This window comes from Bacteroidota bacterium (genome assembly GCA_017303905.1).
Classification (GTDB): domain Bacteria; phylum Bacteroidota; class Bacteroidia; order B-17B0; family Aurantibacillaceae; genus JAHEYG01.
Genome location: JAFLBH010000002.1, coordinates 607,826 through 632,162, shown reverse-complemented (window position 1 = coordinate 632,162; position 24,337 = coordinate 607,826). Strand labels below are relative to the sequence as shown.

General features: G+C 36.8%; 17 protein-coding genes. 10 read left to right on the top strand and 7 right to left on the bottom strand.

From position 1 onward, the window contains the following. Positions 1-499: 499 nt before the first annotated feature. Positions 500-2,044: a T9SS type A sorting domain-containing protein gene (locus J0L69_10380; GenBank protein MBN8693595.1), complete on the top strand. Its 1,545-nt coding sequence runs from the start codon at positions 500-502 to the stop codon at positions 2,042-2,044. A gap of 396 nt (positions 2,045-2,440) precedes the next feature. Here the strand turns inward: J0L69_10380 and J0L69_10375 are convergent, their stop codons facing one another. From J0L69_10375 to J0L69_10360, 4 genes are read right to left on the bottom strand one after another with little or no spacing between them, the layout of a single operon-like run. Next, on the bottom strand, positions 2,441-2,596 hold the full coding sequence (locus J0L69_10375) for a hypothetical protein (protein MBN8693594.1): 156 nt from the start codon (positions 2,594-2,596) through the stop codon (positions 2,441-2,443). A gap of 32 nt (positions 2,597-2,628) precedes the next feature. Then, positions 2,629-3,903, bottom strand: coding sequence for a fumarylacetoacetase (gene fahA, locus J0L69_10370; GenBank protein MBN8693593.1), 1,275 nt, complete (start codon positions 3,901-3,903; stop codon positions 2,629-2,631). 3 nt (positions 3,904-3,906) lie between these two features. Then, the gene (locus J0L69_10365; protein MBN8693592.1) at positions 3,907-5,139 is read right to left on the bottom strand and encodes an NAD(P)/FAD-dependent oxidoreductase; all 1,233 of its coding nucleotides are present in this window, start codon (positions 5,137-5,139) and stop codon (positions 3,907-3,909) included. A 49-nt stretch (positions 5,140-5,188) separates the two neighbouring features. Continuing rightward, positions 5,189-5,941 carry a M15 family metallopeptidase gene (locus J0L69_10360; GenBank protein ID MBN8693591.1) on the bottom strand — a complete coding sequence of 251 codons (753 nt, stop codon included), beginning with the start codon at positions 5,939-5,941 and terminating at the stop codon, positions 5,189-5,191. A 95-nt stretch (positions 5,942-6,036) separates the two neighbouring features. On the opposite strand from J0L69_10360, the gene J0L69_10355 reads away from it, so the two are divergent. The 7 genes from J0L69_10355 to J0L69_10325 all read left to right on the top strand — a co-directional run bounded on the left by J0L69_10355 (position 6,037) and on the right by J0L69_10325 (position 17,605). Then, a complete protein-coding gene (locus J0L69_10355) occupies positions 6,037-6,525 on the top strand; it encodes a YajQ family cyclic di-GMP-binding protein (protein ID MBN8693590.1) in 489 nt (162 codons plus the stop codon). A 42-nt stretch (positions 6,526-6,567) separates the two neighbouring features. Continuing rightward, entirely contained in the window at positions 6,568-7,596 is a 1,029-nt protein-coding gene (locus J0L69_10350; GenBank protein MBN8693589.1) for a dehydrogenase, read from the top strand. A 47-nt stretch (positions 7,597-7,643) separates the two neighbouring features. Further along, positions 7,644-8,591: a phosphoribosylaminoimidazolesuccinocarboxamide synthase gene (locus tag J0L69_10345; GenBank protein MBN8693588.1), complete on the top strand. Its 948-nt coding sequence runs from the start codon at positions 7,644-7,646 to the stop codon at positions 8,589-8,591. A gap of 2 nt (positions 8,592-8,593) precedes the next feature. Next, on the top strand, positions 8,594-10,798 hold the full coding sequence (locus J0L69_10340; GenBank protein MBN8693587.1) for a tetratricopeptide repeat protein: 2,205 nt from the start codon (positions 8,594-8,596) through the stop codon (positions 10,796-10,798). Positions 10,799-10,860: 62 nt separating this feature from the next. Beyond that, positions 10,861-13,086, top strand: a complete 2,226-nt coding sequence (locus tag J0L69_10335; protein MBN8693586.1) for a tetratricopeptide repeat protein — start codon at positions 10,861-10,863, stop codon at positions 13,084-13,086. A gap of 77 nt (positions 13,087-13,163) precedes the next feature. Continuing rightward, positions 13,164-15,332: a tetratricopeptide repeat protein gene (locus tag J0L69_10330; GenBank protein MBN8693585.1), complete on the top strand. Its 2,169-nt coding sequence runs from the start codon at positions 13,164-13,166 to the stop codon at positions 15,330-15,332. A gap of 59 nt (positions 15,333-15,391) precedes the next feature. Then, positions 15,392-17,605: a SpoIIE family protein phosphatase gene (locus tag J0L69_10325; GenBank protein MBN8693584.1), complete on the top strand. Its 2,214-nt coding sequence runs from the start codon at positions 15,392-15,394 to the stop codon at positions 17,603-17,605. A 23-nt stretch (positions 17,606-17,628) separates the two neighbouring features. Here the strand turns inward: J0L69_10325 and J0L69_10320 are convergent, their stop codons facing one another. The 3 genes from J0L69_10320 to J0L69_10310 all read right to left on the bottom strand — a co-directional run bounded on the left by J0L69_10320 (position 17,629) and on the right by J0L69_10310 (position 22,524). After that, positions 17,629-18,630, bottom strand: a complete 1,002-nt coding sequence (locus J0L69_10320) for an acyltransferase (protein MBN8693583.1) — start codon at positions 18,628-18,630, stop codon at positions 17,629-17,631. Between the two features lie 84 nt (positions 18,631-18,714). Continuing rightward, on the bottom strand, positions 18,715-21,144 hold the full coding sequence (gene lon, locus J0L69_10315) for an endopeptidase La (protein ID MBN8693582.1): 2,430 nt from the start codon (positions 21,142-21,144) through the stop codon (positions 18,715-18,717). A gap of 123 nt (positions 21,145-21,267) precedes the next feature. Next, positions 21,268-22,524: an aminotransferase class I/II-fold pyridoxal phosphate-dependent enzyme gene (locus J0L69_10310; GenBank protein MBN8693581.1), complete on the bottom strand. Its 1,257-nt coding sequence runs from the start codon at positions 22,522-22,524 to the stop codon at positions 21,268-21,270. A 142-nt stretch (positions 22,525-22,666) separates the two neighbouring features. On the opposite strand from J0L69_10310, the gene J0L69_10305 reads away from it, so the two are divergent. Next, positions 22,667-23,524 carry an aminotransferase class IV gene (locus tag J0L69_10305; GenBank protein MBN8693580.1) on the top strand — a complete coding sequence of 286 codons (858 nt, stop codon included), beginning with the start codon at positions 22,667-22,669 and terminating at the stop codon, positions 23,522-23,524. Continuing rightward, on the top strand, positions 23,521-24,333 hold the full coding sequence (pyrF, locus tag J0L69_10300; protein MBN8693579.1) for an orotidine-5'-phosphate decarboxylase: 813 nt from the start codon (positions 23,521-23,523) through the stop codon (positions 24,331-24,333). The genes J0L69_10305 and pyrF overlap by 4 nt, the downstream gene beginning before the upstream one ends. The last annotated feature ends 4 nt before the right edge of the window (positions 24,334-24,337 follow it).

The window sequence follows — 24,337 nt, the reverse complement described above, 5'->3', positions numbered from 1 at the left end:
CTACTACTATATTCTAAATTTACCGCTCTTATCTTTTATTCTTTTTTTTACTTATTCACTTCTTGTTTGAGTTATTCACGCTTTCCCTTCATTCAACAAAACAAAGGTATGCACGTTTTATAGCAAGCTGTTGCTACAAATTGTAGTAATTTTGAAAATACCTGATTTTCAGTAGTTTTACGATGTTAACAGGCCCATTTTGGACTATTTTTTCGCCCGCTATAAATAGGCAATGGCTCATTTAAATCGACGTTTGGCTCAGTATTACCTAGGTGTGGCTAAATAGCACAAGGGAGTACAAGATACTTGAGTACCTTTACTAGTGACTCGTTGTTTGTTTGTAGAATAAAAGAATGTTTGTTTGAAGCCTCACAGAAATGTGGGGCTTTATTTTTTTCGTTCACTCAGTCACTTTTTTCTTACTCATTAAATCTTCTGCTTTACTAATTTGCTCGTTTATGTTTTAGAAATTGAAATACATTCGTTCAAAATTTAAAACATGAAAAAATTATTTACGTTTCTTTTATTGATGGCGGCTTTCAATTTCATGAAGGCGCAAACATTACACAAACAATATCCCATTAATTATTGCGGTACTGGATATTGTCATCAATCTACTTTATTGCATGGCGGAAGATATTACATCGCTTACGTGGAAGATACAACCATGATGCCAAGTAATAAATTATGTTTAACGGTGTTGAAGAATGACGCGAATGGTAATTTAATTTGGAAACGTCATTACCGCATTAACGGAACGTATACCGCCACTGCGGCTCCAAAAAAGATTTTAGCAGGCGGCGCTAATTTATACATCGGCGGAAATTTATTTGAGTCGGCAGGAAATTATCCTTTCATCACCAGTATTGATACAACTAACGGTAACGTGAATTATTTTAATAAATACACGTCGTCGTTTACCAGCAGTGATATTATGATTAACGATCTCACTGTTTTAAACAATGGAGATATCATGGCGGTGGGAAGAATTATTAGTGGTCTTAATCGTTTCTTTTATGCTTTACGTGTTGTTGGCACTACGGGAACAATCGTTAATAATGGCATGAGTACTTTTTACACCGATCAGGAAGCTTTTAGTGTATGTCAGTTTAGTAACAGTTCCATTTTTGTGGTTGGACGCAGAGGTTCTTACCCTTTCATCGCGAAGTTGAATAATAATTCCGGTTTGTCGCCTGTAGGTTCTTATACCATTAACGCGGGAGCCATGCCGGTTTCCTCAAGCTTTAATCAAATTATTAAAGCCGGAAATAATTTAGTGGTGATGGGATCAAGTAGCGGAACGGGTCAGAACGATTTTATAGCACGCATCGATTCGAATGTAAACATGAGCTCTACACCACCTTATATTTTAAACAGATTTACAATGAATAGTTATTTGCCTACTTATCTTTATCAAAGAGGTTCACTAACCTTGGTTGCCGGATTATCGGGAAGCGGAAACTCATTGGCCTTTTTTAATTCAGCGCTAAACTTTGTAAGTGGATATTCTTACGGAAGCACAGGTTCTATGAATCACAGTTTGCAGTATTATAACAGCAAAACGTATTTAACTACCGGTACTTATTTCACGGCCGGAAATTTATACTTATACAAAGGAGATTCTACAGGTTTAACTTCATGTGCCATGATGATTAATCCAACTTACTCTGTACTTACCGTAACTACTGCTATGGCGCAAATAGGTGTATTTACCTCAGGAAGTATTACGCCGGTAAATCCTTCTCCGGTTGTTGTTCCAACAAATCCTATTACTACTTGCTTAAGCACAGGTTTAAATTCATTGAGTGAAAATTTAGCGGAAGTAAAATTATTAACCTTGAATGAAGCCTATGTATTCAGTTCAGTAATGGAAACAATTAATGCGGTGCAGATTTATGACATCAACGGAAAATTAATCAGCGATGAAGCAAATTTAAAAACGAATGAGTATCGTTTTGAAACTTCTTCATTACCATCCGGAATTTATTTAGCAAGAGTAGGGCATGGCAATCAGCAAAAAGTATTTAAGCTGATTAAGAATTAAGATAAGTATTTTGTGTGAATGAAAGGCCCTGTTCCGGAATGGAATGGGGCTTTTTACTTTTTTCCTTGATGCAGTTAGTTTGGGTTTTCTTTTTTGCTGCCATCAAATGATTATCTCCTTTCTTTTCTGCCTTGATGCAGAAAAGAAACAAAAGAAATCAAGGCTTCATTTTATCCTTTACTCCCTACGGTCGTAATTTTTTATGCTTACAAATTGCTACCAAATGGGTGATCTCCTTGGTCCACCTGCGGAGCTTCCCATTTGGTTTAACGCAATTTGTTGCGCATAAAAAACCGGATAAAATGAGGCCGGATTACGGTTGTATCGTCTTCGATGATCTCTCCGAATGGAGTACGTTAGAATATTGGGAACGTTTAGATACAATCGAGTAAAATGTTAATCGGAGGAGCCGACGCCAGGCAGCATAGTGAACAAAAAGCAGGGTGGGGTCTCCCGGCTCGGCACAGCCGAGTTGGGGCCTGCTTTTTGGAACGGTGCGGCTACCGCCGCAATGCCTTCTGGCGTCTTGATTTTTTTGTTTACTTTTTTCATCAAGGAAAAAAGTAAAAGAAAAAAGAAAAAAATTATTTCGCGGGTAACAACTTAGCGCGGCACTCGCCAAATCCAATTCTTAATTTTTCATTCTTGCAAAATCCTCTGATAATAATGCTGTCATTATCATTTACGAATTTTCTTTCGGTGCCATCACTTAATTTAATAGGCTTAGTGCCTCTCCAGGTTAATTCTAATAAAGAACCAAACTCATGCGGTTGCGGACCACTAATCGTTCCGCTGGCCATCATATCCCCCACATTAATGTTACAACCATTCACGGTGTGATGCGCTAATTGTTGCTCCATCGTCCAGTACATGTATTTATAATTGCTGGTAATGATTTTATTTTCATCGCCACCTTCGGGTTGTAAATACACTTCGAGATTGATGTCTAAATTTCTGTCGCCGCTGTATTCCAAATACGGTAATACTTTTGGTACTTGTGTGTAGCCTTTTGTGCGGAATGGTTCCAATGCTTCTAGAGTAACAATCCAAGGAGAAACTGTTGACGCGAAATTCTTCGCTAAGAACGGACCTAATGGAACATATTCCCATGTTTGAATATCACGCGCGCTCCAATCGTTAAACAACACCATTCCGAAAATATAATCATCGGCTTTTTCGGTGCTCACGCTTTCTCCCATGTTGGTTGATTTACCAATGATGAAAGCGGTTTCTAATTCAATATCCAATAATTTACTCGGACCAAACACAGGTAATTCCGCATCCGCCGGTTTTGTTTGTCCTTTCGGACGGTGGAAGGAATGTCCGCTTACACAAATACTCGATGCTCTGCCATGATAGCCCACCGGTAAATGTTTCCAGTTAGGCAGCAGGGCATTCGCCGGATCGCGGAACATAGTACCAACGTTAGTAGCATGATCAATACTGCTGTAGAAATCGGTGTAATCACCAACATGCACAGGCAATAACATTTTTACTTCACTTTGTTTTTTGAAAACAAGAAAATGTAATTCTTTATGATTTTGTAATTCTGTGTTCGTGTCGCGTAATAATTCGGAGATGCGTTCACGTAAATGATTGGTGGTTGTTTTTCCCATCGCAATCAAATCGTTTAATACCGGCGATTTAAAATATTCTTGCGGAATATTTAAGGCATCAAAATAACCGTTACGAGAGAGTTCGTATAAATCCACAATATGTTCACCAATGGCAGTACAGGCATGATGTGCTACTTTGTTATCGGAATAAACGCCAAAAGGAATGTTTTGTATAGGGAAATCTGAATTTTCGCTTACAGGCATCCAGCTTTTTAAGAGGGGATTGTTGGCTTTAGAACTCATACATTATTTTTTAAACGGTTTTATGATTAAGCGTAAGGATTGGTCAAACGTAAAGTATTTCCACATCCAGTTTACAAATATGATTAATTTATTTTTTACTCCAAGTATAAGCATTAAATGGAGAAACATCCAGAATAACCAGGCAAAAAATCCCTGAAATTTAAATTTAGGCAAATCTACCACCGCTAAATGTCTTCCTACAGTGGCCATGGAACCTTTATCGCTGTATTCGTAAGGTGTAGCGCTGTTGTTTTTTAAATTATTTGCCAAATGTTTGGCTTGTTCAATAGCCACCGTTGCCACTTGTGGATGTCCGTTAGGGAATTTTTCGGTTTTCATCAGCGCTATGTCGCCAATAGCATAAATGTTTGAATGACCGTTCACTTTATTGTTACGATCCACCAATAAGCGATTACCGCGGGCGATGGAATCTTTTTCTACACCATCAATCAAATTTCCCTTAATGCCGGCGCTCCAAACCACTGTTTTAGTAGCAATGGTGTTACCGTTATCTAATTCTACTTTTTCGCCATCAAAACTTTTTACCTGTGTAGAAGTTAAAACATTCACGCCCAATTTTTGCAAATATTCTTTTGATTTTTGAGAGGCATTCTCCGACATGGCACCAAGTGTTTTAGGACCGGCTTCTACGAGGTAAATATTCATTTTTGAGAAGTCGAGTTCGGGGTAATCCTTCGGGAGAATGAATTTTTTCATTTCTGCTAAAGCGCCTGATACTTCAACGCCTGTTGGTCCGCCACCCACTACCACCACATTCATGTACGACTGACGTTGAATATCGTTCGCCGAGAGAGCATCTTCAAAATTTTGTAAAATGCGATTACGTAAATAAAGCGCTTCGTTCACCGACTTCATTGGAATGGCATTGCTCTCGATGAGTTGATTGCCGAAGAAATTAGTAGAAGCACCGGTAGCAATGATAAGCGTATCGTATGGAATTTCACCAATGAGCGTATGCACAACATTTTTCGGCGCATCAATTTTGGTAACCTCTGTGACGCGAATGTGAATGTTTTTATGGTTTTGAAAAACTTTGCGTAGTGGAAATGAAATGGAACTTGGTTCTAAACCCGCTGTAGCAACTTGATAAAACAAGGGCTGAAATTGATGAAAATTATTTTTATCAATCAACCATATTTCAAAGGGTTGGTTTTTTAATTCGCGGGCTAATTTTAGTCCGGCGAAACCTCCTCCTATGATAACAATACGTTTCATTTTGCGATGTAAAATTACGAAAATATCAAAGGAGAAAATCTTTTTTATCTCATTCTATGAGCTTGTAATTAGCGGCCGCATACGCTTTATTGCAGGCGTTAAAATGCCACCATTCGGAAGTTATTGGATAGAAGCCGCTTTGTATCATAATCTTACGTAATAATAAGCGGTTGCAATAGGCTTTTTTGCTTAAAGCCCCGGATGTATAAAATTCATTTTCCATACTGGGGCGGGCTAAATCACCGAAAAAATCATAGGGAGTTCCCATGTCCAATAAAACACCATTTTCATTGATGATGCTCACGTCAACCGCGGCTCCGTAATTGTGTAAAGAAAGCTCATCCGGTCGCGCCAAATAATCGTATTTCACAATGGGTTGGAGCTTTAATGAATCCCACATGAGTTTTTGAATGTGCGCCGGTCGGGTAGCATCAAACACAATGAGATTATAGAAAGGAAATTGTTGTTTTAATAATTTTTGAGCGTTATTAAGTTTGGTAGCGGCATCACAGTTCAGGTAACATTGATTGAGTCCTTTGTAAAAGCTTTTTCCTAAAAAATTCTTATCGGAGTTATACATCAATACCACTCTGATATCACTGTCCATTTCACAGATATTGACCAGCCCGTTTTTTACGAATAGCTTTTCATAAATCGAAGAATCGCTACGAAGAACAGTGTTTTTTTGGGTGTCGGAAGTGTTGCTTTTTTTATTGGATTTCAAGAAGGATGCGCCGCTGTTTTTGTCGATACAGGCATTAAACAGGATAAGAATGAAAAAAGTATAGAAAAAAGCTCTCAAAATGGTTAATTAATTGTGCAAACAATGCCCTTTTACCAAGGGGCTTTTTGTTAAATTTACCTTCACTAAAATAACAGCTTAAAATTAGAAATAATATGCCATCTTTTGACATAAGCAGTAAAGTAGATCCGCAATTATTGGATAACGCCATTAATGTGGCTAAGAAGGAAATATTAAACCGTTGGGATTTTAAAGACAGCAAGAGTACCATTGAATTAAACAAAAAGGATTTGGTGATTAATATTACTACTGAAAACGACATGCGTTTGGATGCGATTTTAGATGCCATTCACAGTCGCATGATAAAGCAAGGTTTAGATCCGCGTTCTTTGGATGAGAAGAAAGAACATTATCCGAGTGGACCCATGATAAAAAAAGATATTACGGCGCGACAAGGGATTGATGCAGAAGCTTCACGTAAAATCATGAAGGATATTAAAGAGAGCAAAATAAAAGTAACGGCACAGAAAATGGATGATATCATTCGTGTGTCGAGCAAAAGCATTAATGATTTGCAAGCTGTGATTGCGTTGTGTCGTAAGAACAATTACGAAGTTCCTTTGCAATTTGTGAATATGAAATAAATATCAGTTTTCATTGCCAACCAAAACAAACTACGAACTCACATGATCATAAGAAGTAAAGCTCCATTACGAATTGGTTTAGCCGGCGGCGGAACAGATGTGTCGCCTTACAGTGATATTTATGGAGGAGCAATTTTAAATGCCACCATCGACTTATACGCGTATGCTTCGCTCGAACCGTTGAATAATGGTAAAATTGAATTTTGCATCGATGGTACCGATAAATGTTTGGTGTTGGATTCGAAAGCGCAATTGGAATTAATAGAGGGATTCGAATTATTCATTGGAGTTTATAACCGCGTTATTAAACAATTTAACTTAAAACCTTTATCCTTTCGTTTAACTTCATTCATAGAAGCACCGCAAGGTTCAGGTTTAGGAACATCTTCTACTATTGTTGTTTCCATCTTAGGTGCGTTTATCGAATGGTTGAAGTTGCCCTTAGGGAAATATGATATCGCGCATCTCGCGTACGAGATTGAACGCATCGATTTAAATATGGCAGGCGGAAAGCAAGATCAATACGCGGCTACTTTTGGCGGTATCAATTACATCGAGTTTTTAGCGAATGACCGAGTGATTGTAAATCCCCTTCAGTTAAAGCGTGAGGTGATGAATGAACTGGAAGTGAATTTGCTTTTATACTTTACGGCAACACAACGTTTATCGGCTGCCATCATTAATGAACAAGTAAAGAACGTGAACGATAAGAATGAAAAGTCGGTGGATGCCATGCATAATTTAAAAGAGCAGGCGCATCAGATGAAAGAGAGTTTACTGCGAGGTGAACTCAATAAAATAGGTGAGATTTTACATTTTGGGTGGCAAAACAAAAAACAAATGGCGCAATCCATTTCCAATCCTTTAATTGATTCGATTTATGAAACCGCCCTTAATAACGGTTCTACCGGCGGAAAAATTTCAGGCGCGGGTGGAGGCGGATTTATGTTTTTCTTTTGTCCGAAGGTCACCAAAATAAAAGTGGCGCACGCCATTGAACAAAAAGGCGGACGCGTTCAACCATTTAAATTTACAACCGAAGGTCTTACTACATGGACCATTGATTATTAAAACACTAAACACCAAACATTAAACATCAAACAATAAAACATCTAAAAATGCAAACAATAACCAGTACCAATTTTAATTTTCCTAAGCAAAAGAGTGTTTACAAAGGTAAAGTACGTGATGTGTATAACATCGACGGTAAATATTTAGTAATGGTGGCGAGCGATCGTATCAGTGCTTTTGATGTGGTATTACCAAAAGGTATTCCGTATAAAGGACAAGTTTTAAATTTAATCGCTTCTAAATTTTTGAATGCGACTAAGGATATTGTGCCGAATTGGTTAATGGGAACGCCGCATCCAAACGTTAGCGTTGGTAAAATGTGTGAGCCTTTTAAAGTAGAAATGGTTATCCGCGGTTATTTAGCCGGTCATGCAGCGCGTACTTACAATTCTGGTAAACGCGTTTTATGCGGTGTAACTTTACCGGAAGGATTGAAAGAGAACGATAAATTACCGGAGCCAATTATTACGCCAACTACAAAAGCTTCTGAAGGACATGATGAAGATATCAGTCGCGAAGAAATTTTAAAACAAGGTATTGTGGAAGAGAAGTATTATGTGCAATTGGAAAAATATACGCGTGCCTTGTATCAGCGCGGACAAGAAATTGCGAATAAGATGGGATTGATTTTGGTGGATACGAAATATGAGTTTGGTTTGTATAATGGTGAAGTAACATTAATGGATGAAATTCACACGCCGGATTCATCACGTTATTTTTATTTGGAGGGGTATGATGACCGTCAGAAGAAAGGTGAGGAACAAAAGCAGTTGAGTAAAGAGTTTGTACGTCGTTGGTTAATCGAAAATGGATTTCAAGGGAAGGACGGACAGAAAGTTCCGGAAATGAATGAAGCTTGGGTGAATGAAATATCAGAACGATATATTGAATTGTTTGAGAAAGTAACCGGTGAAAAATTCCCGCGCCATTCAACGGATAATTTTACGAGTGATATTGAAAAAAGTGTTACTGATTATTTAAACAAATTATCGTAAGCTTGAGATTTAAAATCACGTTCATATTTTGTTTGTTTGGATTGATTGTATTCTCTCAGGATGCGGAACTGGATTCTTTATTGGCGCTATATAAGAACGTCAAACATGATACGGTTAAATGTGAATTGCTTTATCAGTTGGGGGATTTAGTGCCCGAAGAGGAATTGGAAAAGTATTCCGACGAGTTAGAATTATGCGCGAAACGCTTACTGAATACAAAGCTTGATGAGAAGAAGGCGATTAAGTATCGCGGTTATATCGCCACCGCTTACAATAATAAAGCATTAGCGCTTCAGCATAATGGCGATGATTACAACGCGCTCATTTATTACAAAAAAAGTTTAGAGTTTAGTGATAGCGATGAATGGTTGGCTCAGAAAGCCAGCACGCTGTTAAATATTGGTACAGTTTATTTTTCACGAGCCGACTATCCGAAGACAATCGATTATTATTTGAAATCGATTAAAATTTCAGAGAAAATAAGAGATACAGTAGAATTGGCGAATGCCTGGAATAACCTTGCCTTAGTATACGCTCAACAAAACGATCGGAAAAAAGCCATTGAAATTTATACCAAAGCTTTGAATTTGCGGGAGGCTATACATGATATGAAAGGTGTGGCAAACTCATACTATAATATAGCTACGAGTCATTTAGCGATGAAGGACTTCGAAAGCTCAATGGAATATTTCAAAAAGTGTTACGAAATCAGATTGCAATTAGGAAATGGACATTATATTGCCAATACTTTAAATGGAATTGGGAAATTATGGAATACCATCGGACAACCGGATAGCGCGATAAAATATTTGAACCAATCCATTGAAATTTCGAAAGAAATAAAAAACAAAGAGCCCAAGGTAAACGCCATGTTGAATTTAGTAATGGCGTATGCCAAAAAAAAAGATTATAAGAAGGCTATTTTAATTGGGGAAGAATGTTTAGCGTTGGCAAAGGAATTAGAAAATCCAAGACTGATAGAGTCAGGTTCAAATCAGTTGTATAAACTGTACCAATTAACGGGGAATTCGGAGAAGGCCTTCAATGCTTACGTGCTTTACATAAGCATGCGTGATAGTTTAATGAGTACTGAAAATCAAAAGGCGGCAATAGAGGCCGAGATAAAATACAATTTTGATAAGAAAGTGCTTGAAGATAGTCTCTCACACGTAGCGAATATTGAAAAGGAAAACATGCGTCATCAGCAAGAAATTAAAACGCAAAGGACATATACCTACGGTGGATTTATAGGATTAGCATTGATGTTGGTAGTAGCGGGTGTATCGTTTAAAGCCTATAAGGATAAGCAAAAGGCGAATGTTCTTATTACCGAACAAAAGCAAATTGTAGAAACACAAAAGCATTTAGTAGAAGAAAAGCAAAAAGAGATTTTAGATTCCATTGCTTATGCCAAACGATTGCAGGAAGCCATATTGCCTCCTCAAAACATAGTAACTAAATATTTACCTGATAATTTTATTTTGTATCTGCCGAAGGATATTGTAGCAGGTGATTTTTATTGGTTCGAGCATTTAGATAACGGTTCATATATTGCGGCGGCTGACAGTACCGGTCATGGCGTACCGGGCGCGATGGTGAGTGTGGTGTGCAGTAACGCGTTGAATCGTGCAGTGCATGAATTTGGGTTAAGAGTTCCCGGCGAAATATTGGATAAGACACGTGAATTGGTATTGGAAACATTTGCCAAGAGTGATAAAGATGTGAAGGACGGAATGGATATCAGTTTAGTGAAAATAACGGAATTACCTGCCGAGAAAGATATTCCCGGAAGATTAGTGATACCAAAAGGACAGACATTGAAAGATGTGATGAGTTCTCAAACTAAATATAAAATTGAGTGGGCAGGAGCGAATAATCCGCTTTGGTATTATTCAGAAGGACAAATACACGAAATAAAAGCGCACAAACAACCTATCGGGAAGACAGAACAACCCACATCTTTTCCGACTCATTCGTTTGAATTAATAAAAGGTGATGAATTGTTTTTGTTTACAGATGGTTTTGCCGATCAGTTTGGTGGTACGAAAGGAAAGAAGTTTAAGTATAAGCAATTAGAAGAAGTATTGCTTCAATCATCCACATTACCATTATTAGAGCAAAAGCAACATTTAGCGAGTGTTTTTAATAATTGGAAGGCTAATTTAGAGCAAGTGGATGATGTAACAATAATTGGAATTCGGATATGAGACTTCTCTATTTGTTTATCATACTAAGCTTGCATTCTGTTATTGTGAATGGCCAAAATCGGATGGCTGATTCACTTAATCGCGCGTTTAATTCAACTCATGATGATTCTCTGAAGTGTCAGATTTTGTATTATTTGATGGAAAGTGATTATGATCCTGCTGTTTGGTCGCCATACAATGATAAGTTAGGCGCCCTTGCATTAGAAAATTTCAGAAAACAAAAAGGGCATATCAGGTCGTATTATCTTTTTTATTATTCTATCTACATTTCAAATGTTGGTTATCTATACAATATAAGAGGTGACTACCAAAACGCATTGAAGTATTATAATTTCGCTCAAAAATTTCAGAAGGGATTAGAAAACTATGAGGGCGCGGGGGGTACACTCAATAACATTGGTTATATCTATCGGATGCAAGGTAATATACCAATGGCATTAAATCATTATTATGAGGCTTTAAAAATGTTCGAGAAGGCAGGTGATCAAAATAATATGGCAGCTTGCTACAATAATATTGCCTATGTAAATGTATCCCAAGGCGAGTATTTAAAAGCCGAGGGATTATATGATAAGGCGATTGCTATTGTTGAAAAATTGAATGACAAAAGCAGTCTTGGAAATTATTTGGCAAACAAAGCTAAGTTATATTATTCGGGTAATATTAAATTAAAAGGAGGGTTAAAAGAAGGTGTCGTTGTTGGAATTAGCTTGTTGGAAAAAGCCCGTCAATTACAAACAGAAATTAATGATACCGAAAAATTATCCGGGACTTTAAATGTGTTGGCAAGCTTAATAGAAGCGTATGGTGATCCCCAATGCAAAGATGATTCATTGAAGTGTACGATACATTCTAAAAAGCGCGCGTATGAGTTGTATCTGGAAGCACTTAGTATACGAGAGAAAATGGGAGATAAACCAGGTTTGGCTCAATCCTATTCGGCGCTTTCTTCCTATTACGCAAGAAAAGGTGACATGAAGGCTGCGATAGATTTTGCGCAAAAATCGCACAGTTTAGCCTTGGAATTAGGTTTTCCGGAATTAATAGAGAATTCATCAGAAGAATTAAGTGCATACTATAAAAAAAGCGGATTATTTGACAAAGCGCTTGACATGCGGATTTTATTTGTTCAAATGCGCGATAGTGTCAACAACATAAACACCAGAAAGGAAAACATTAAGAAGCAATTTGAGTATGAATATAAATCACAAGCAGTAAAAGATAGTGTAAGCAATGCCAATAAACTAATTGAAGAAAAATTCCGTCATGAGCAAGCTATCGGACAACAGAAGTTATATACCTACGGTGGATTTATAGGATTAGCATTGATGTTGGTAGTAGCGGGTGTATCGTTTAAAGCCTATAAGGATAAGCAAAAGGCAAATGTTTTAATTACCGAACAAAAGCAAATTGTAGAAACACAAAAGCATTTAGTAGAAGAGAAACAAAAGGAGATTTTAGATTCCATCGCCTATGCCAAACGATTGCAAGAAGCTATTTTACCGCCTCAAAACATTGTTACAAAATATTTACCCGATAATTTTATTTTGTATTTACCAAAGGATATTGTAGCGGGTGATTTTTATTGGTTCGAACATTTAGATAACGGTTCATATATTGCGGCAGCTGACAGTACCGGTCATGGCGTACCGGGTGCGATGGTGAGCGTGGTGTGCAGTAACGCGTTGAATCGTGCAGTGCATGAATTCGGATTGAGAAGTCCGGGAGAAATTTTAGATAAAACCCGTGAATTAGTTTTAGAAACATTTGCCAAGAGTGATAAGGATGTGAAGGACGGAATGGATATAAGTTTGGTGAAAATAACGGAATTACCTGCCGAGAAGTCAGTGCCCGGACGATTGATCATACCAAAGGGACAAACCTTGAAAGAAGTGATGAGTTCTCAAACCAAGTATAAAATTGAATGGGCAGGAGCGAATAATCCGCTTTGGTATTATTCTAACGGAACCATTCACGAAATAAAAGCGCATAAACAACCAATCGGGAAGACGGAGCAACCTACATCTTTTCCGACTCATACTTATGAATTAATGAAAGGTGATGAATTGTTTTTGTTTACAGATGGTTTTGCCGATCAGTTTGGTGGTCCGAAAGGAAAGAAGTTTAAGTATAAACAACTTGAGGAGATTTTAGTATCTTGTAGTGATAAGGCACTTGTTCAACAAAAGGAAATTTTGAACACTTCGTTTAATGAATGGAAGGGTAATTTGGAGCAAGTGGATGACGTAACAATAATTGGAATAAGATTGGGAGAAGTATTCTTTTGAATTTATTTTGTAATGAAATTTTATACGTATACTCTGGTACTTTCATATTAACTTGTAAGTTTAAATATTAACATATAATGATAGAAAGATTACTAATATTTTGTTTGTTTATTTGTTTGGGTCGAAGTTATTCACAAGTACCGGCATTAGACTCCTTAAATAAAATATATGCGTCTATAAAAAATGATAGTTTAAGGATTAAAACACTCATTGCAATCACGGATATATATTTACAACAAGATTTAAAAAAGGCAGAATCTACAATCCATAAAGCAATATCAGCCAGTAAAAGAATTAAATCCAAATACCTTCAGGCAGAAACGATGGGGTATATGGGGTATATTAAGGACGCATTAGGTGAATTAGATAGTTCGTTTGCATATTATAACAAAGCTGTTGAGTATTGCATCGAGGTAAAAGATGAAGAGACTTATCCGGTACTTTTAAATAATCTTGCTTCAATAAACCAGCGGAAAGGGAAATTTAATGAAGCCATTGATTTGCAAATGCGCGCAGTTAAGGTGTTTGAAAAAAATAATGATAAGAAAGGAATGGCCTATTCGTATAATAATATCGGAGAAATGTTTTGGCAACTTAAGCAAAAACAAATGGCTTTTAAATACGTGTTACTTGCGCAAGAACTTGCTGATTCAATTGGCTATGTGCTTGTTTCAGCTTATTCTGCCAATAATTTAGGTTCATTTTATAATTTTTCAGATGAATATGATAAAGCGATTATTCAATTAGAAAAAGCGGTTAAACTTTATGAATCAATTGGTGATGAGGCTGCTAAAGCTCGCTCGTTACAAAATATAGGAAGTACTTATAAGAATTTAAAGGATTTTAATAAGGCCATATTTTATACGCATCAAGCTTACGATATTTATTCACGACTTAATCATAAGGATGGATTAGTACGATGTGGTTATGCTATTGCCTCAGTTTATCATGATCAGGGAAATGACGCCGAGGCGTTAACTTGGTTGAATAAGACCTACAAATTAGCTATGGAGATTAAAGCTGTCAGCCATTTGCCGGGCGTATTAAGGTCTTTAAGTGAAATTTATGCCAAAAAAAAGCAGTTTGAAAAGGCCTATAATTATTTTGTAGATTTTAAAAATCTAAAGGATAGTATTTTTGATTTAGAAACCACGAATAAATTTCAAGAATTAGAGGCGCAGTATCAAAATGACAAAAAGACACTCGAGATAGAAAATTTAAAAACAAAAGAGGCGCTTAGTAAAGTGGAACTGGATAAACAGTTCTCTGAAATTAAAAAGCAAAATCAGCAAAAGATATTTTTCGCTATTGGATTTTTGTTCATGCTGATAATTGTGTTTTTTGTTTATAGAAGTTATAAGCAAAAGCAAAAAGATAATTTAATAATAACAGAACAAAAACATTTAGTAGAAGAAAAACAAAAGGAGATTTTAGATTCCATCGCCTATGCCAAACGATTGCAAGAAGCTATTTTACCGCCTCAAAACATTGTTACAAAATATTTACCCGATAATTTTATTTTGTATTTACCAAAGGATATTGTAGCGGGTGATTTTTATTGGTTCGAACATTTAGATAACGGTTCATATATTGCGGCAGCTGACAGTACCGGTCATGGCGTACCGGGTGCGATGGTGAGCGTGGTGTGCAGTAACGCGTTGAATCGTGCAGTGCATGAATTTGGGTTAAGAGTTCCGGGAGAAATTTTAGATAAAACCCGTGAATTAGTTTTAGAAACATTTGCCAAGAGTGATAAGGATGTGAAGGACGGAATGGATATAAGTTTGGTGAAAATAACAGAATTACCTGCCGAGAAGTCAGTGCCCGGACGATTGGTCATACCAAAGGGACAAACCTTGAAAGAAGTGATGAGTTCTCAAACCAAGTATAAAATTGAATGGGCAGGAGCGAATAATCCGCTTTGGTATTATTCTCAAGGAACCATTCACGAAATAAAAGCACACAAGCAACCGATTGGTAAAACTGAGCAAGCAACGCCATTCCCAACCCATTCATTGGAGTTAAGCAAGGGTGATGAATTGTTTTTATTTACGGATGGCTACGCTGATCAGTTTGGTGGAGTGAAGGGAAAAAAATTTAAGTATAAGCAATTGGAAGAAGTGTTGCTTCAATCAGCACAATTATCATTATTGGAGCAGAAACAAAATTTAGAAAACAAATTCCATGATTGGAAAGGGAATTTAGAGCAAATAGATGACGTAACCATAGTTGGAATTAGAGTATGAGATTTTTAAAGTTTATTTTTTTATTTTTTCTTTTATCCTTGCAGGTAAAATCCCAAAAAGTGGATTCACTTGTTAGAGTGTTTAATAGTTCGCCTTCCGATACAAATAGCATTCGGCTAGCTTTAAGAATCGCAGATCTTTATAGAAAGGAAAAAAATGAAAAGGCTTTAGAATATTCTAATAAGGCTCTTTTAAGGAGTGGTTTGGCAAATAGTAATTATTTAAAGGCATTATCTCTTGAATCATACGCTAATTTTTATTTTACCATAAAAAAGTTAAGCGAAGGCTATAATTATCTGATTCAGATGGAGTCTTTGTATGATGAAACAAAAGATACACTCATTCTTTTGCGATCTCTTGATACGCGCAATAGTTTAATGCAAGATTTACAAATGCTTCCTAAATGTGTTGATATTAGAGAGAGAATGGCGGCTATCTACCGAGTTAAAAAAGATAAACAAAGAGAAGCTCGAATGTTGTGGTTGGCAGGTTGGCATGCGTTTAATGGAAAAGTGTTTAATCGTGGAGTGGATGATTTACACAGATCGGCCGCACTTTATAAGACACTGAAAGATAATCAGAGTTATTTTAATGCATTAGGGTGGCTTGGTCAGAATTACAGCGCTTTAAAAATGTTCGATTCAGCCCTTTATTACCGCGATCAGGTATTGAATTATTATTTAACAACAACCAATATATCAGGTATAGCGGAAGCATATCGTTATCGTGGTGATGTTTATTTAGTGAAACGTCAGTATGATTTAGCATTAAATGATTATGAAAAATCAATTGAATACTTCGCTAAGGCGAAATGGAAGGGACGTGAATTGTTACTGTATGAATATAAGGTAAGGGTATATGACAGTATAAATAATACAAAGGAAGCTATTCGTGCATTAGATACGGTTAAAATGCAATTAAACGATAAAATTGAAGGGATTGTCTGGATGTTCTATTATCAAATGGGTAAGCGGATTTATTTTAAGAATGGCGACTATCAGCAAGCACTTTATTGTTTTAATAAGTACGATAGCATTAAAACAGCTAATAATCAGGATCAGGCACAACAACAAATTGTGTTAGCTGAATTTAAAAAGGATGTAGAAAAAAATGAAGCCATTTTAAAAGCTGAATTTGATAAGAAGGAAGCACTGTCTTCAGCCGAGTTGGCCCGTAAGCAAGCCATGCTCGAAAGAAATAAGCAAATGTATTTGATTTTGGAGCAGGAAAGTAAACTCAAAGAAATGGATCTTGCTAAATCTGAACTTGAACTAAAACAAAAGGCAACTGAAACCGAAAATCAAAAGAAGCAATTACAATTATTGGCGCAAGACAAACAACTTAAGGAAATAGAAGCTAAACAAAAGGAAGAAGAATTAAATAAGCAGCGCATAGTCAATTATGCAGTTAGTTCTGGGGGATTACTGGTAGCAGGTTTATTGTTTTTCGCTGTAAGGGGTTATAACCAAAAGAAGAAGGATAATAAAACTATTCAGCAGCAAAAGATAATAGTAGAGGAGAAACAAAAGGAAATTTTGGATTCGATTACCTATGCCAAACGATTGCAGGAAGCTATTATGCCTCCTACTAATTTATTTAGAGCTACTTTGCCAAACAGCTTTATTTACTATAAACCCAAGGATATTATCGCAGGAGATTTTTATTGGATGGAGCGAGTGAATGAGGTGGTGTTCTTTGCCGCTGCAGATTGTACAGGTCATGGTGTTCCAGGTGCGATGGTAAGCGTGGTTTGTAGTAATGCCTTAAATCGTGCGGTGAAGGAATTTGGAATTAAGTCTCCTTCAAAAATTTTGGATAAAACGCGTGAGTTGGTTATAGAAACTTTTGAAAGAAGCGAAAGTGAAGTGAAAGACGGTATGGATATTTCTTTATGCGCTTTGAATTTAAAATCCATGGAAATGGAGTGGGCGGGCGCCAATAATCCATTGTGGCTGGTAAGAAATAGGGAATTGTTGGAGTATAAGGCGGATAAGCAACCCATCGGAAAATACGCGGATGAAAAACCATATACCAATCATACTGTTAATTTACAAAGTGGAGATTCTATTTACATTTTCACGGATGGATTTGCCGATCAGTTTGGCGGACCGAAAGGAAAGAAATTTAAATACAAGCATCTGGCCGAATTATTAATTGAAAATTCAAATAGAAATCCGGATGAACAAAAGAACACTTTAAGCGTCACTTTTGATTCCTGGAAAGGAAATCTCGAGCAAATTGACGATGTGTGTGTAATTGGCTTAAGATTGTAAATTAAGTTTTATTCTTTCAGGAATTACTTAAATTTTTTTACCAGCCATTTTCGGCTTGGTTCCTCAATCATCTTATAACTTAGAAAAGCAAGAAAAATTGTTAGTACGAAGGCTGCAACTAAATTTATTGAACTAGAGCCGAAATGTGTTTGTGTTATTTTTAGAATCGGACGGTGCGCCATGTAAAATCCATAGGAAATTTCTCCAAACAGAACAACCGGTTTAGTACCTAGAATAAAAAAATATTCACTATTGGCGATGAGTGACGTAAAGAATAAAAATAGCAGTGCCAATTGAAATGGATCATACCAACCACCAAGAAATAAAAAGTTTAAGTATGTTTTTGTGAATGGCATAAGTAAAAATAACAGTAAACAAATGCGTCCTATCCACATCATTACCGGTCTTTTGAAAAAGGATAAACTGTTGTTTTCTTCGCCTATGGCTACCATACTTCCTCCAAAATAAAAAATAGCCATGGAGGGCATGATATGAGGAATTTTATGGATGTAAAGAGCAATGCTAATAGATACTATCAAAAGTGAAATACCTATTCCTACCGCAATAACATAAGGTGATATTTTTGTTTTTTTGCTAAGGTACCAGAGTAAAATAAAAAAGATGTATAGTTGAAATTCTACAGGAATCGTCCAGGGCTCGTAAGGTGAATTGATTAAAAACAGTGTAGTAACAAATTTGATTGGTGCTGTAAAATCGTAATGAAAATCCGGATAAATAGTTAGCGTAATGAGAACTGAAATAAAAAGAACAAAGAAATACAAGGGGAGTATTCGAGCCGAACGCGCGATAAAGTATGATTTTAAATTTTCACGGTTAAAATCCCGGTTTAAGTAGATGCGTGTAATGAGATAACCACTTAAAATAAAAAAGGCAATGATGGCAGGTTTGTTATAGGCGCCTTCTAAGAAAGCTTTCGGAAGAAAACCATCTTTTACGGCGTGAACAACAAAAATCATAAGGGCTGTTAATCCACGTAAACCGGTTAATTGCGGAATGTATTTCATTGGTATAATGAATGTACTTAATCCGTTTCAATAAAACAAAACCCCACTTTTTATAGCGGGGTTTCTGATTTAATCCGTAAATAATTATTTTGCTTTTTCTTTGAGTAAAGCCTGTTCCAGTACCTCACTCATTTGTGTTACATACGTGAATTTTAAACCTTTTAAGTAATCGGCTTTAATTTCATCCACGTCTTTTTTATTGTCGGCACATAAAATAATTTCTTTAATACCTGCACGTTTAGCTGCCAGTATTTTTTCTTTGATACCTCCCACAGGTAATACTTTTCCGCGTAACGTTATTTCTCCTGTCATTGCGATGCTTTTCTTTACTTTACGGTGCGTTAAAGCGCTGGCAATGGAAGTTAACATGGCAATCCCGGCACTCGGACCATCTTTAGGTGTAGCGCCTTCCGGAACGTGTAGGTGAATATTATAATTATCAAAAATCTCGTGATCCAAATTCAACACATCCGGATGTGCTTTCAAAAATTCCAAAGCTAAAGTAGCGCTTTCTTTCATCACCTCTCCTAAATTACCTGTTAAGGTTAATTTTTGAGATTTCCCTTTGCTTAAACTGGTTTCAATAAATAATATATCGCCGCCCACTTGTGTCCAGGCCAAACCTGTCACCACACCGGGAGTGTCATTTCCTTGATATTTATCTTTGATATGAGCAGGCCCTAATATCTTAATTAATTCTTCTTCTGTGATTTTTGGTTCCGGTTTTTCACCGGCAATATGTACAGCTACATAGCGTGCAATTTTCGAAATTTTCTTTTCCAGATTACGCACACCGCTTTCTGCTGTGTAATTTTCAATCACATGTTCAATAACTTTATCGCTTAATTTTAATTGCGATTTCTTTAATCCGTTTTCTTCTATTTGCTTCGGTACTAAATGACGCTTGGCGATTTCCAGTTTTTCCTCAATGGTGTAGCCATTTACTTCAATAATCTCCATACGGTCGCGAAGCGCAGGCTGAATGGTGTTTAAATTATTGCAGGTAGCAATGAACATCACTTTACTTAAGTCGAAATCCAATTCTAAAAAATTATCATAGAAAGTAGAGTTTTGCTCAGGATCTAACACTTCTAATAGAGCAGAGGAAGGGTCGCCATGAAAATCACTACCTACTTTATCAATTTCGTCCAATACAAAAACAGGATTGGAGCTTTGCACCTTTTTTAAATTTTGTAACACACGTCCGGGCATAGCACCAATGTAAGTTTTGCGGTGACCGCGAATTTCACTCTCGTCTTTTAATCCACCCAAACTCATTCGAACGTATTTTCTGCCTAAAGCCTTAGCAATACTTTTTCCTAAAGAGGTCTTTCCTACGCCCGGAGGTCCGTATAAACAAATAATCGGCGCTTTTAAATCACCTTTAAGTTTAATAACAGCTAAATGCTCTAAAATGCGTTCTTTTACTTTCTCTAAACCATAATGATCTTCGTTCAGAATTTTCTCCGCATGCTTGATGTCGAAATTATCTTTAGTATAATCGCCCCAAGGTAATTCCAACATTAACTCAATATAATTTGTTTGTACAGCGTATTCGGCCGCATTTGGATTCATGCGTTGTAATTTGCTGAAATTTTTATCGAATACCGCCTGAACTTCCTTACTCCATTTTTTGCTTTTCGCTTTTTCTTTAAACTCATTCAATTCTTGTTCGAAATTATTTCCGCCCAATTCTTCCTGAATGGTTTTCATTTGTTGGTGAAGAAAGTATTCGCGCTGCTGTTTATCTAAATCATGTTTGGTTTTATTTTGAATCTGATTTTTTAATTCAAGCATTTGTAATTCCTTATTCAGATTAGCCAACACCAACATCGAGCGTTGTTTCAAATCCGGCACCTCCAGCATGCTTTGTTTATCCTGCGTGCTGGCATTCATGTTGGAAGAAATGAAATTGATTAAGAAAGTTGTACTCTCTATATTATTAAGTGCAAAACCTGCTTCGGTCGGAATGTTTGGTGATTGCTTAATGATTTGATGAGAGATTTCTTTCAGGTTAGAAATAATGGCCTGAAACTCTTTATCGTTTTTAGGCGGTTTAATTTCATCAAAAGCTTCCACAGCGGCTTTATGAAATGGCTCGCTCTGAATAAATTCTTTTATTTTAAAACGCTTTTTACCCTGAATAATAACGGTTGTATTACCATCGGGCATACGCAACATTTTTATGATGTGTGCTACAGTTCCAATATTGTTTAAGTCCTCATAATTGGGTTCTTCAACGGCATCGCTTTTTTGAGAAACCACGCCAATAGTTCTATCACCTTTATAGCTTTCTTTTATAAGAGCTATGGATTTATCACGACCAACAGTAATGGGAATAACCACACCCGGAAATAAAACTGTATTACGGAGCGGTAAAATTGGCAGAACATCAGGCAATTTCTCAGCCTGCATGTTATCTTCATCCTCTATAGACAAGAGGGGAATAAAGTCAGTATCCTCGTCAATCCCAGGGTTAAAGGGCATTCTGTCGCTATCACTAAAAAAATTCATACGTAAAATGTTAAATGCTTAGTGTAAGTTACCATTATTGTGCCAAATGGCAAAACCCGACTTTATGGCATAAAAAAGCCCCCTTAGTTCAGGAGGCTTTTTATTACAATGATTATAATTTGATTACAAATCCACTTTTACTTTCGCGAATCCTGCCTTAGCATATTCACCGCTCTTCAACTTATGTACGATTTTAGAGAAAGTGTCTACTGTGTATTTCACATCTTCTAAAGTGTGTGTTGCAGTTGGAATAACGCGAATAATAATCATTCCTTTCGGAATAACAGGGTAGGTTACCACCGAACAGAAGATGCCGTAATTTTCACGTAAATCGTGAATAATATTGGTTGCTTCAGCAACTTCTCCACTTAAATAAACAGGCGTTACGCAACTATTAGTATCTCCTAAATTAAAGCCGGCATCTCTTAATCCTTTTTGTAAAGCATTAGTGATTTCCCATAATTTCGCTTTGTATTCAGGGTGTTTGTTGATTAATTCAAGACGTTTTAACGCGCCAACTACCAATGGCATTGGCATTGATTTAGCATAAATCTGCGAGCGCATGTTATAACGTAAATAGGTAATGATTTCTTTTTTCGAGCTGATGAATCCACCAATTAACGCAAATGATTTTGCAAAGGTTCCGAAGTAAACATCAATACCATCCTGACAGCCTTGTTCTTGTCCGGTTCCTCCACCTTTAGCGCCTAATGTTCCGATACCGTGCGCATCATCAACAAATAAACGGAAATTGTATTTTTTCTTTAATGCAACAATCTCTTTTAATTTACCTTGGTCGCCACGCATTCCAAAAACACCTTCTGTAATTACTAAAATGGCACCACCTGTTTCATTGGCTAATTTAGTGGCGCGCTCCATTTGCTTTTCAAAGTCAACCATGTCGTTATGCTTATAAACATAACGTTTACCCATGTGAAGACGAACTCCATCTAAAATACAAGCATGACTTTCAGAATCGTAAACAATTACATCATGACGGTCAACCAAAGCATCAATTGCGCTAACCATAGCCTGGTAACCAAAGTTGCAAAGAATAGTATCTTCTTTTTCTACTAATTGCGAAAGACCTTTTTCAAGTAATTCGTGATTGTCCGAGTTTCCACTCATCATCCTTGCACCCATAGGTAAGCCCAAACCGTACTGTTGTGCAGCTTCCGCGTCTGTTTTTCTTACTTCAGGATGGTTTGCTAAACCTAAATAATTATTTAAACTCCAGTTCAACATTTTTTTGCCACGATACTCCATATGAGGACCGATTTCTCCTACTAGTTTAGGAAAAAAGAAATAGCCATGACCACTTTCGGCATGCATACCAAGAGGTCCCATATTTTTTACAACTTTTTCGAATATATCTTTCATAATGTGTGTAGATTAAGATGCACAAAAGTAGGCATTTTTAATGGATTTTCATAGGCTTAAGACCCTGAGTTAGAGAGGTACTTTATTGTTCAATTATCAACATTCACGCTACTTTGGAGGCATATCCTTAACTTTGGAACTTATGCTTGATACGCACTGCATATATAACGGACATATCATCAGTATCTACGAACCGGCGGTAACTTTCAGTAATCGTGCGTTCAGGTACGGTGATTCTATTTTTGAAAGCATACGCGTAGCTAACGGGAAAATCATGTTTTTAAAAGACCATATTACCCGCTTGAAATTGGGTATGACGGTGATGCGCATGAATCTTCCGGCTGAATTTAATACGGAGAATATCGAAGCATTAATTAAACTCCTATTGGTGAAGAATCATTTAGGCAGGGACGCAAGAGTTCGATTCACTGTTTTTAGAAATGAAGGCGGTTTTTATACTCCCGAAACAAACGATATCTCTTTCTTAATTGAAGCAGAAGCAATAGAGAATGAGGGGTATGTGTTGAATCAAAAAGGATTGTGGGTAGATATTTATACCGACATAAAAAAGCAGTTAAATAAACTCTGTAATTTAAAACACGGTAACGCGCTTTTTTACGTGATGGCAGGATTGGCAAAAACGTCGATGAAGCTCGATGATTGTTTGCTGATAAACGAAAACGGAACTATTTGCGAAGCTATCAGTTCAAATATTTTTGTAGTTAAAAATGGCGCACTATATACACCGCCTTTAAATGAAGGTTGTGTAGATGGTATCATGCGTAAACAAATCATGCGACTGGCAACTGCCAATAAAATATTGACTTTTGAAATGCCGATTACGATTAACTCACTCATGAATGGCGACGAATTGTTTTTAACCAATTCTATAAGAGGAATTGAGTGGGTTGGACAGTATAAAAATAAATTTTATACTAATCGAATGGCCACATTTTTTACTGATAAATTAAACGAACTTACACGACACGAACAGTTATGAACCGCAAAAAATTAATTGAAGAAATTAAAAAGAAAAAAAGTTTTTTATGCGTTGGACTCGACCCCGACGTAGATAAAATGCCAAAACAGTTTTTGGACGAAGAAGATCCCATCTTCGAATTTAACATGGCCATCATTGATGCTACTGCCGACTATTGCGTAGCCTTTAAACCGAACACAGCTTTTTATGAAGCTTATGGTTTAACAGGCATGGAGAGTTTGGAAAAAACCATTAAGTACATCAAAGCAAATTATCCGGATCACTTTGTAATTGCGGATGCAAAGCGTGGTGACATCGGAAATACCTCGATGATGTACGCGAAAGCATTCTTTAAACGTTTAAATGCGGATGCTATTACCATTGCACCTTACATGGGAAGTGATTCCGTAAAACCATTTTTGGATTTTGAAAACAAATGGGCCATTATATTGGGGTTGACAAGCAATGAAGGTTCGGCTGACTTTCAAATGAAAGCGGTTAACAATGAACCTTTATTTATGAATGTGATTAAAACCTGTGCCACGTGGGGAACTTCAGAAAACATGATGTTTGTTATCGGCGCTACCAAAGCAGAGATGATGGAACCTATTCGTGCAGTAGTACCTGATCATTTTTTCTTAGTACCCGGAGTAGGCGCGCAAGGCGGTTCGTTGGAAGAAGTTTGCAAATACGGTTTAAATAAAGATATTGGATTATTAGTCAACGCATCGCGAAACATTATTTACGCGAGTAATGGAGAGGATTTTGCGGAGAAAGCAGCTGAAGAAGCCAAAAAATTAAGTTCACAAATGAGTATGTACATAAAATAAAATA